Annotated in this window: 8 protein-coding genes; 3 read left to right on the plus strand and 5 right to left on the minus strand. The window is 67.9% G+C overall.

Annotated features, from left to right (window positions below):
- A partial coding sequence (gene rho, locus HOQ08_RS13815) for a transcription termination factor Rho (RefSeq protein ID WP_291196021.1) occupies positions 1-1,614 on the plus strand: 1,614 nt, incomplete at its 5' end.
- A gap of 363 nt (positions 1,615-1,977) precedes the next feature.
- The gene (locus tag HOQ08_RS13820; RefSeq protein ID WP_291196023.1) at positions 1,978-3,345 is read left to right on the plus strand and encodes a glutamate--cysteine ligase; all 1,368 of its coding nucleotides are present in this window, start codon (positions 1,978-1,980) and stop codon (positions 3,343-3,345) included.
- A gap of 66 nt (positions 3,346-3,411) precedes the next feature.
- On the opposite strand, the gene dcp is transcribed toward HOQ08_RS13820, so the two are convergent.
- From dcp to HOQ08_RS13840, 4 genes are all read right to left on the minus strand, one after another.
- A complete protein-coding gene (gene dcp, locus HOQ08_RS13825; RefSeq protein ID WP_291196026.1) occupies positions 3,412-5,613 on the minus strand; it encodes a peptidyl-dipeptidase Dcp in 2,202 nt (733 codons plus the stop codon).
- 114 nt (positions 5,614-5,727) lie between these two features.
- On the minus strand, positions 5,728-6,078 hold the full coding sequence (locus tag HOQ08_RS13830; RefSeq protein WP_291196029.1) for a hypothetical protein: 351 nt from the start codon (positions 6,076-6,078) through the stop codon (positions 5,728-5,730).
- Between the two features lie 103 nt (positions 6,079-6,181).
- Entirely contained in the window at positions 6,182-6,865 is a 684-nt protein-coding gene (bioD, locus tag HOQ08_RS13835) for a dethiobiotin synthase (protein WP_291196032.1), read from the minus strand.
- On the minus strand, positions 6,865-7,545 hold the full coding sequence (locus tag HOQ08_RS13840; RefSeq protein WP_291196035.1) for a TMEM175 family protein: 681 nt from the start codon (positions 7,543-7,545) through the stop codon (positions 6,865-6,867). Before HOQ08_RS13840 ends, bioD begins: the two co-directional genes overlap by 1 nt.
- A gap of 61 nt (positions 7,546-7,606) precedes the next feature.
- Between HOQ08_RS13840 and HOQ08_RS13845 the strand changes: the two genes are divergently transcribed.
- Positions 7,607-8,098 (plus strand): GAF domain-containing protein, encoded by a 492-nt coding sequence (locus HOQ08_RS13845; RefSeq protein ID WP_291196038.1) that lies wholly within the window; start codon positions 7,607-7,609, stop codon positions 8,096-8,098.
- A gap of 78 nt (positions 8,099-8,176) precedes the next feature.
- On the opposite strand, the gene yihA is transcribed toward HOQ08_RS13845, so the two are convergent.
- Positions 8,177-8,809, minus strand: coding sequence for a ribosome biogenesis GTP-binding protein YihA/YsxC (yihA, locus tag HOQ08_RS13850; protein WP_291196042.1), 633 nt, complete (start codon positions 8,807-8,809; stop codon positions 8,177-8,179).
- Between the last annotated feature and the right edge of the window lie 279 nt (positions 8,810-9,088).

Below are 9,088 nucleotides of genomic sequence, written 5' to 3' on the forward strand. Positions count from 1 at the left end.
GCAGCGCCAGCGCCCGCACCGCCCCAGGCTGCGGCACCGGCTCCAACGCCGCCGCCCACGCCGGCTCCGGCACCTGCGCAAGCCAGCCTGTCCGTCGAGGCCGGCGACAACGCCCAGCGTGCGCCGCAGGAGCCTCGCGAAGGTGGACAGAACGCCAATGGCCAGCAGCCGAACGCTAACAACGAGCGCCGCAATGATCGCAACGACCGCGACGGCCGCGGCCGTCGTCGCCGCCACGAGCGCGGCCAGCGCCCCCAGGGCGGGCAAGGTGGCGGCCAGGGCCAGCCCAACCGCAATCCGCGCGGCCTGCCCGAGGACGACGAGAACGCCGACATCGGCAGCAGCGACCGCCTGATCAACCTCACCGAACTCAAGCGCAAGAACGCCATCCAGCTGCTGGAATTTGCCGAGTCGCTGGGCATCCAGGAAGGCGTGGCGCGCGCGCGCAAGCAGGACGTCATCTTCAACATCCTGAAGGCCCACGCCCGCTCCGGCGGCGGCATCTGGGCCGAAGGCGTGCTGGAGATCCTGCAGGACGGCTTCGGTTTCCTGCGCTCGGCCGACGAGTCCTACCTCGCCGGCCCGGACGACATCTACGTCAGCCCGAGCCAGATCCGCCGCTTCAACCTGCGCACCGGCGACTACATCACCGGACGCGTGCGCCATCCGAAGGAAGGCGAGCGCTATTTCGCGATGCTCAAGGTCGACGACATCAACGGCGATCCGCCGGAGGCGTCGAAGAACAAGATGCTGTTCGAGAACCTGACGCCGCTGTTCCCGCGCAAGGCGTTCCATCTCGAGCGCGGCAACGGTTCGACCGAGGACATCACCGGCCGCATCCTGGACCTGGTCGCGCCGATCGGCCGCGGCCAGCGCGGCCTGATCGTCTCGCAGCCGAAGTCGGGCAAGACGATGATGCTGCAGAACATCGCGCAGTCGATCCAGTACAACCACCCCGACGTGCACCTGATCATGCTGCTGATCGACGAGCGCCCGGAGGAGGTCACCGAGATCGCGCGCACCGTGCGCGCCGAGGTCATCAGCTCCACATTTGATGAGCCCGCGGTCAGGCACGTGCAGGTCGCCGAGATGGTGATCGAGCGCGCCAAGCGCCTGGTCGAGCACAAGAAGGACGTGGTGATCCTGCTCGACTCGATCACCCGCCTCGCCCGCGCCTACAACACGGTGGTGCCCAGCTCCGGCAAGGTGCTCACCGGCGGCGTCGACGCCAACGCACTGCAGCGGCCCAAGCGCTTCTTCGGCGCCGCGCGCAACGTCGAGGAAGGCGGCTCGCTCACCATCATCGCCACCGCGCTGACCGATACAGGCAGCAAGATGGACGAGGTGATCTACGAGGAGTTCAAGGGCACCGGCAACATGGAAGTGCACCTGTCCCGCCGCATCTCCGAGAAGCGCGTCTACCCCGCCATCGACATCAATCGCTCCGGCACCCGCCGCGAGGACCTGCTGATCGACCCGGACCTGCTCGCCAAGATCTGGATCCTGCGCAAGCTGCTGCATCCGATGGACGAATTGGCGGCGATGGAGTTCATGCTCGACAAGATGAAGAACACCAAGACCAACGACGAGTTCTTCAATTCGATGAAGCGCTAGGGCAAGCCCCGGACCGCGGAAAGGCCGGCCTTGCGCCGGCCTTTTTTGTGGACACCCCGATCCCGCCTCGCTGGCAGCAGGCACCGGCGCCTGGCGTGCCCACCGTCGTCCACGAGGGGAGTGCCTGCATCGTGGAGCCGCCGTTCGGCCATGGCGCGTCCCCGCGCCGCAGCGCACCGGCTGTGCCGGAGACTGCCATGCCGCCAGGACGCAGGGGCGCCTGCGTATCCGAGCGTCGTCACAGCAGCCTCGGCATTTCACGCGCGCCCTCCAGAACCCGGGCGTACACTATTTCGGCTCCCTCCCCTTTTTGTGGCCCTGTGCGACCCCATAGTGGCCGCTCCCTCCCAGCAAGGCGTCGCCGTGTCCATACCCAGTGCCGTAAAGAGCACCCCGATCGAGAGCCGGCAGCAGCTGGCGGACTACCTCGCCGCCGGCGAGAAGCCACGCGAGGCCTGGCGCATAGGCACGGAACACGAGAAGTTCGGCTTCCGCACCGATGACCTCAGGTCGCCGGCCTACGAGGGCGAGCGCGGCATCCGCGCGCTGCTGGAAGGTCTGGCCGCGCGGTACGGTTGGGAAATCGCGCGGGAGGGCGAGACGCCGGTGGCGCTCACCCGCGGCAAGGCCAACATCACGCTGGAACCGGCCGGCCAGCTGGAGCTCTCCGGTGCGCCGCTGGAGACCATCCACCAGACCTGTTGCGAGGTGAACGCGCACCTGGAGGAAGTCCGCTCGGTCGCCGACGGCCTGGGGCTGGGCTTCCTAGGCATGGGTTTCCAGCCCAAGTGGCGCCGCGACGAGATGCCGTGGATGCCCAAGGGCCGCTACAAGATCATGCGCGAGTACATGCCCAAGGTCGGCGGCCTGGGACTGGACATGATGACGCGCACCTGCACCGTGCAGGTGAACCTGGATTTTTCCAGCGAGGCGGACATGATCAAGAAGTTCCGCGCCAGCCTCGCGCTGCAACCGGTCGCCACCGCGCTGTTCGCCGACTCGCCGTTCACCGAAGGCCGGCCCAACGGCTTCCTTTCCTACCGCTCGCACGTGTGGACCGACACCGACCCGCACCGCACCGGCATGCTCGACTTCGTGTTCGACGAGGCCTTCGGCTACGAGCGCTACGTCGACTACATCCTCGGCGTGCCGATGTACTTCAGCTACCAGGACGGGCGCTACATCGACCTGTCCGGACAGGACTTCCGCCGCTTCCTCGACGGCCGCCTGGAGACCGCTCCGGGCGCCCGTGCGACGATGAAGGACTGGGCCGACCACCTGACCACCGCCTTCCCCGAGGTGCGCCTGAAGCAGTACCTGGAGATGCGCGGCGCCGACGGCGGCCCGTGGAACCGGCTGTGCGCCCTGCCCGCATTGTGGGTCGGCCTGCTCTACGACGACGAGGCGCTGGACGCGGCCTGGGACCTCGTCAAGGACTTCACGATGGAAGAGCGCCATGCCCTGCGCGACGGCGTGCCGAGGCAGGCGCTGAAGCTGGCGTTCCGCCGCGGCACCGTGCGCGACCTGGCCCGCGAGACGCTGAAGATCGCCGCCCACGGGCTCAAGCGCCGCGCACGCCTCAACAAGCATGGCGCCGACGAGGGCATCTTCCTCGAACCGCTGATCGAGATCGTCGAGGCCAACCAGACGCCGGCCGAACGCAAGCTGGAGTTGTTCCACGGGCCGTGGAAGGGCAGCATCGACCCGGTGTTCCGCGAGTTCGCGTACTGAGCCTGCTCCCTCCCCCGAGGGGAGAGGGAGCAAAAGGAAAGGGCCGGCTTGCGCCGGCCCTTCGCCTTACTTCTCGTTGCCCTTGGGCGCTTCCTTCAGCCCGCGGTCGATCAGCATCGGCTCCACGCTGGGGTCCTTGCCGCGCCAGTCCTTGTACATCTTGGCCAGGTCCTCGGTGTTGCCGCGCGAGAGCACCATCTGGCGGAAGCGGTCGCCGTTGGCGCGGGTCAGGCCGCCGTGCTCCTTGAACCACTCGAAGCCGTCGTCGGCCAGCATCTGCGTCCACAGGTAGGCGTAGTAGCCGGCGGCGTAGCCGTTGCCCCAGATGTGCTGGAAGTAGCTGGAGCGGTAGCGCGGCGGCACGTAGGGCAGATTGATCTTGTCCTTCGTCAACACGTCCATCTCGAACTTGTCGGCGTCCTGCTTGGGCGCGTCGGCGCTCAGCGTGTGCCAGCCCATGTCCAGCAGCGCGGCCCCGACCAGCTCCGTCATGTCGTAGCCCTTATTGAAGTTGCGCGCCTGCTTGATCTTGTCGACCAGCGCCTGCGGCATCGGCTCGCCGGTTTTGTAGTGCTTGGCGTAGTGGGCGAAGATCTTCGGGTCGGTCGCCCAATGCTCGTTGAACTGCGAAGGGAACTCGACGAAGTCGCGCGCGGTGTTGGCGCCGGACAGCGACGGGTACTTGGTGTCGGCGAACATGCCGTGCAGCGCGTGGCCGAACTCGTGGAACATGGTGGTCACGTCGTCGAACGACAGCAGCGCGGGCTGGCCCGGCGCCGGCTTGGTGAAGTTGGCCACGTTGTAGACCACCGGCTTGGTGCCCAGCAGGGTCGACTGCTCGACCAGGTTGCTCATCCAGGCGCCGCCGTTCTTGTTGTCGCGCTTGAAATAGTCGCAATAGAACAGCGCCATCGAGGTGCCGTCCTTGTCGAACACCTCGAACACGCGCACGTCCGGCTGGTACACCGGGATGTCGTGGCGCTCCTTGAAGGTCAGGCCATAGAGCTGGTTGGCGGCGTAGAACACGCCGTTCTGCAGCACGTTGTCCAGCTCGAAGTAGGGCTTGATCTGGTTCTCGTCCAGGTCATACTTGGCCTTGCGCACCTGCTCGGCGTAGTGCTGCCAGTCCCATGCGGCGAGCTTGAAGCCGCCGTGCTGCGCATCGATCACCGCCTGGATGTCCTTCGCCTCGCGCTCGGCGCGGCCGGTGGCGGCCGGCACCAGGTTCTGCATGAAGGAGATCGCCGTCTCCGGCGTCTTGGCCATCTGGTCTTCCAGCTTCCACGCGGCGTAGGTCGGGTAGCCCAACAGCCTGGCCTGTTCGGCGCGGATCTGCGCGATGCGCTCGATGGTGGCGCGGGTGTCGCTGGCGTCGCCCTTCTCCGCACGGTCCCACGACGCCTTGAACAGCGCCTCGCGGGTGGCACGGTCGTCGAGGTCCTTCAGCGCCGGCTGTTGGGTGGTGTTCTGCAGCGGCAGCACCCACTTGCCGTCCAGCTTGCGTCCCTGCGCGGCCTGTGCGGCGGCGGCGAGGTCACCCTCGGAGAGACCGGCCAGCTTGGCCTTGTCGCCGACCACGAGCGCGCCGTCCTTGGTCGCCGCCAGCAGCTTGTTGGTGAACTGCGTGCTGAGGGTGGATTCTTCCTTGTTGAGGTCCTTCAGCTTGGCCTTGTCGGCATCGGACAGCTTGGCGCCGTGGTGCACGAAATCCTTGTAGGTGACCTCGACCAGGCGCATCGACTCGGCATCCAGGCTGAGCTTGTCGCGCTGGTTGTAGATCGTCTCCACGCGCTGGAACAGCTTGGGGTTGAGGTAGATCGCGTCCTGGTGCGCGGCGAGCCGGGGCGCCTCCTGTTCCTGCACCTTCTGCAAGGCGTCGGAGGTGTTGGCGCCGGTTACCGTGTCGAAGGCGAGCATCGCGCGCTTGAGCAGCGCACCGGACTTCTCCATCGCCACGAAGGTGTTGTCGAAGGTCGGCGCTTCGGGATTGCCGGCGATCTTCTCGATCTCGGCCAGATGCTGGCGCATGCCTTCCTCGATCGCCGGCTGGTAGTCGCCTTCCTTGATCTTGTCGAACGGCGGCGCCTGGAACGGCAGCGTGCTGGCCGCGAAGAACGGATTGGCGGCGCTGGCCTGGGCCGTGCTGGCGCCGGCGGCCGGCGCGCTCGCGGCGGGCGCGGGCGTGGAGGGGTTGGCTTCGTTGGACGAATGCGAACAGGCGGCCATGGCGATCGAAGTGGCGATCACGAGCAGGCGGAGACGAGGCATCAGGGTTCCCCCAGGGGTGGCGTCCGCAACGCGGAACGGTTGAGTCAAGCATTCGACTCTAACCACACTGGGGCAGGACTTCCAAGGGCCGGAAGTCGGATGCCGCCGCCGGCTTCAGGCTGCGCGCATGTCGCGCAGCTTCCAGCTCGAACCGATCAGCCAGTCCAGCCGCTGGCGCACCACGCGCATCGGCAGGTCCGTGACCAGGTCCAGATCCACGTGCAGGTCGGACACCCGGGCGCTGGCGCTCGCCTGCGGGTCGGTCGCGGCCAGGCCCATGTCGACATCGTCCGGGTCCGGCTGCTGCGCGCGCCAGCGCTCGAACAGGCCGCTGCCGCGCAGCGCTTCCTGCAGCGCGGCAGCCAGATCCGTGGGGCTGGCGCCCTGCCATGCCAAGGCCGGGTCGGCGCCGTGTGCACGGCGGATGTCGTCGATGGAGAGGTAGTAGCGATTGCGGTTGCTCATGCGCGCTCCTGCAGTGAATCCGGAAGGCATCGAAGCATGCGGCGCGTGAAGTCGCTGCCACATGGGTCGTGCCACATGGCGACCCTTCGACTTCGCCATGCGCTCACGGCGACCGGCGTTCGACGAGGCCTTCAACGGTCAGCAGTCCGGCCGCCTGGGCAGGTTCGAGGCCATACGGCAAGACACCCAGGCAAGGTGCGGGCAGCGATTCGCGCAAGGTTTCCAGGTTGTCCTGGACCGCCGCCATCGCCGGGTCGATGCGGTTGCCGATCCAGCCGGCCAGCCGGCAGCCGTCGGCGAGGATTGCCCGCGCGCTCAGCAGGGCATGGTTGAGACAACCCAGGCGCAGGCCGACCACCAGCACCACCGGCAGGTCCCATTGGCGCGGGATTGCGGATGCCAGCAGGCCCGGCGCAAGCGGCACCATCCAGCCGCCTACGCCTTCGACCACGACGCTGTCGTGCGCAGCGCGCAGGCGATCGAAAGCCGCCCGCAAAGACGCCAGGTCGATGACCGCACCCTCCAGTCGAGCGGCCAGATGCGGCGACAGCGGCTCGCGCAATGCGATCGGATTGATCGCCTCGTAGGGCAGCCGATCGCTGCCGGCCGCCTGCAGCGCCAGCGCGTCCTCATTGCGCCGGCCCTCCGGCGTCTCCAGGCAGCCACTGGCAACCGGCTTCATGCCGCACGCACGCAGGCCGTGCAGGCGCAGCGCATGGATCAGCGTGCACGCCGCGTGCGTCTTGCCGATGCCGGTGTCGGTGCCGGCGACGAACAGCGCGCGCATCAGGCCAGGCCGTGCCGGCGGCGGAAGCGGCGCATGACCGGTCCGGTCAGCGCCATCAGGAAATACACGAAGCCGGGCAGCCCCCACCAGCCCTGCGGGGCCGACAGCGGCAACGCCAGCGCCACTGCCGCCGACAGCAGTCCGACCGCCGTGGGCACGCTCCACAGCACCACGCCGCGCCGCGCGTCGGCTGGGTTGCGCCCGGCGCGTACGGCCACGCGCGTGGCGTGGCGGAACAGCAGCACCAGCGTGCCGCCCATGCAGGCGAAGGACAGTCCATAGCAGATGAACAGCGTGCGCAGGTCGGCCGCGCCGGTGGAATGGAACTCGCTCGGAAACCAGGGACTGATGCCGTTGAACAGGCTGGCGAACACCATGTGCAACGGATAGACGAAGATCAGCGCAAGGAACACCAGCAGCAGCGAAAGCACCCGGCCGGTGCCGTCGCTGGATGGGCAATGGTGGCGCCAGCGCACGTGGCCATACCAGAACATGGCGATCTGCGCGAAACACGCGGCAAAGGCCGGAATGCCGCCCAGCGTGGCCAGCAGTTCGGCGGCGCTGTGCGGAATCGCCTCGCCGCCGATCAGCAGCAGCGTCAGCGTCAGTGCGAAGGCACCATCCACGAACATGTCCAGCCGCCCCGCCTCGACGCCTTCGCGCTGCTCGGTCAGGCTCATCGTTCCCTCTCCCCACCGGTGGTCGGCGCATAATACGGGCTTTGCTGCGGAAGCCGCGCCGATGTTCCACCTCTCCGAGACCACCTACGCCAGCAAGCACGAACACTACGCGGACCTGGCAGCCCAGGCGCGCGGCCTGCTCGCCGGCGAGCGCGACCTGATCGCCAACGCGGCCAACTTCAGCGCGCTCGTGTTCAACAGCCTGCCCGACCTCAACTGGGCCGGGTTCTACCTGTTCGACGGCACCGAACTGGTGGTCGGCCCGTTCCAGGGCAAGCCAGCCTGCGTGCGCATCGCGCTGGGCCGCGGCGTCTGCGGCACCGCCGCCAGGACGAGACAGATCCAGCTGGTGCGCGACGTCAACGCCTTCGCGGACCACATCGCCTGCGACGCCGCTTCGCAATCGGAGATCGTGGTGCCGCTCACCAAGCCGGACGGCTCGCTGCTGGGCGTTTGGGATGTGGACAGCCCGCTCATGGGCCGCTTCGACGAGGACGACCGCGAAGGCATGGCGACGCTGTGCGCGGTGTTCATGGCATCGCTGGGCTGCTGATCCGCTTTTCGTAGGGTGGGCTTGAGCCCACCCGCCACCTCGCGAGAATGCCTGGTGGGCTCAAGCCCACCCTGCGGATCACTCGCGCGGCGTGCGCAGCAGGGTAAGCACCGCCTCGCGCGCCGGTTCCACGCCGGTGCCGTCGGCCGAGGAGAACACCTGCGCGCTGGCCTGCACGCCCTCGCCGAACTCCTTGCGCACCGCCGCCAGCGCCTGCATCGCCTGGTTGCGCGAGAGCTTGTCCGCCTTGGTCAGCAGCAAATGGCAGGGCAGGTTCGTCTCGAAGCAGAAGTCCAGCATCATCCGGTCGAAGTCCTTGAGCGGATGGCGGATGTCGGCGATCAGCACCACGCCGCGCAGGCTGCGGCGCGTGTGCAGGTAGGCATCGATTTCCTGCCTCCAGTGCTCGCGCAGCTCTTCGGGCACCTTGGCGTAGCCGTAGCCGGGCAGGTCGATCAGGCGCGCTTCCAGCGGCGCTTCGCCCTCGCCCGGCTTGAGCGGCGGCAGCGCGAAGGCGACCATCTGCTGCGTGCGCCCCGGCGTCTTGGAAGTGCGCGCCAGGCCCTTGTGCCCGGCCAGCGCATTGAGCGCGCTGGACTTGCCGGCGTTGGAACGGCCGGCAAAGGCCACCTCCGCACCACGGTCGGCGGGCAACTGGCTGATGCGATGGGCGGCCAGCACGAACTGCGCGCCGTTGAGAGGATTGGGCATGGGAACGGTTTGACCAGGATGCGTTGGCGCGGGGATAATCCCGCGGTTTCTGCCTGCCGCAGGCCATGTTGGCAGCGGTTCGCGGCGGATGTGAGCGGTCTTTCGGGAGACAAGTGTATGAGTTTTCGGTCCGCCGGTTTCCGGCCTGCTGCCCTTGGGGGCGCTGCTCTTGTAGGCATGGTTGCCCTCGTCTTCGCGCTGTCGAGCAGCGTGGTCGTGGCGCAGGCTGCCAAGCCCGCGACGCGGGCCCCGGCCACCGCGGCCGGCGCCAAGCAGGGC

The sequence above is a fragment of the Frateuria sp. genome (assembly GCF_013362045.1).
Classification (GTDB): Bacteria; Pseudomonadota; Gammaproteobacteria; order Xanthomonadales; family Rhodanobacteraceae; genus Frateuria_A.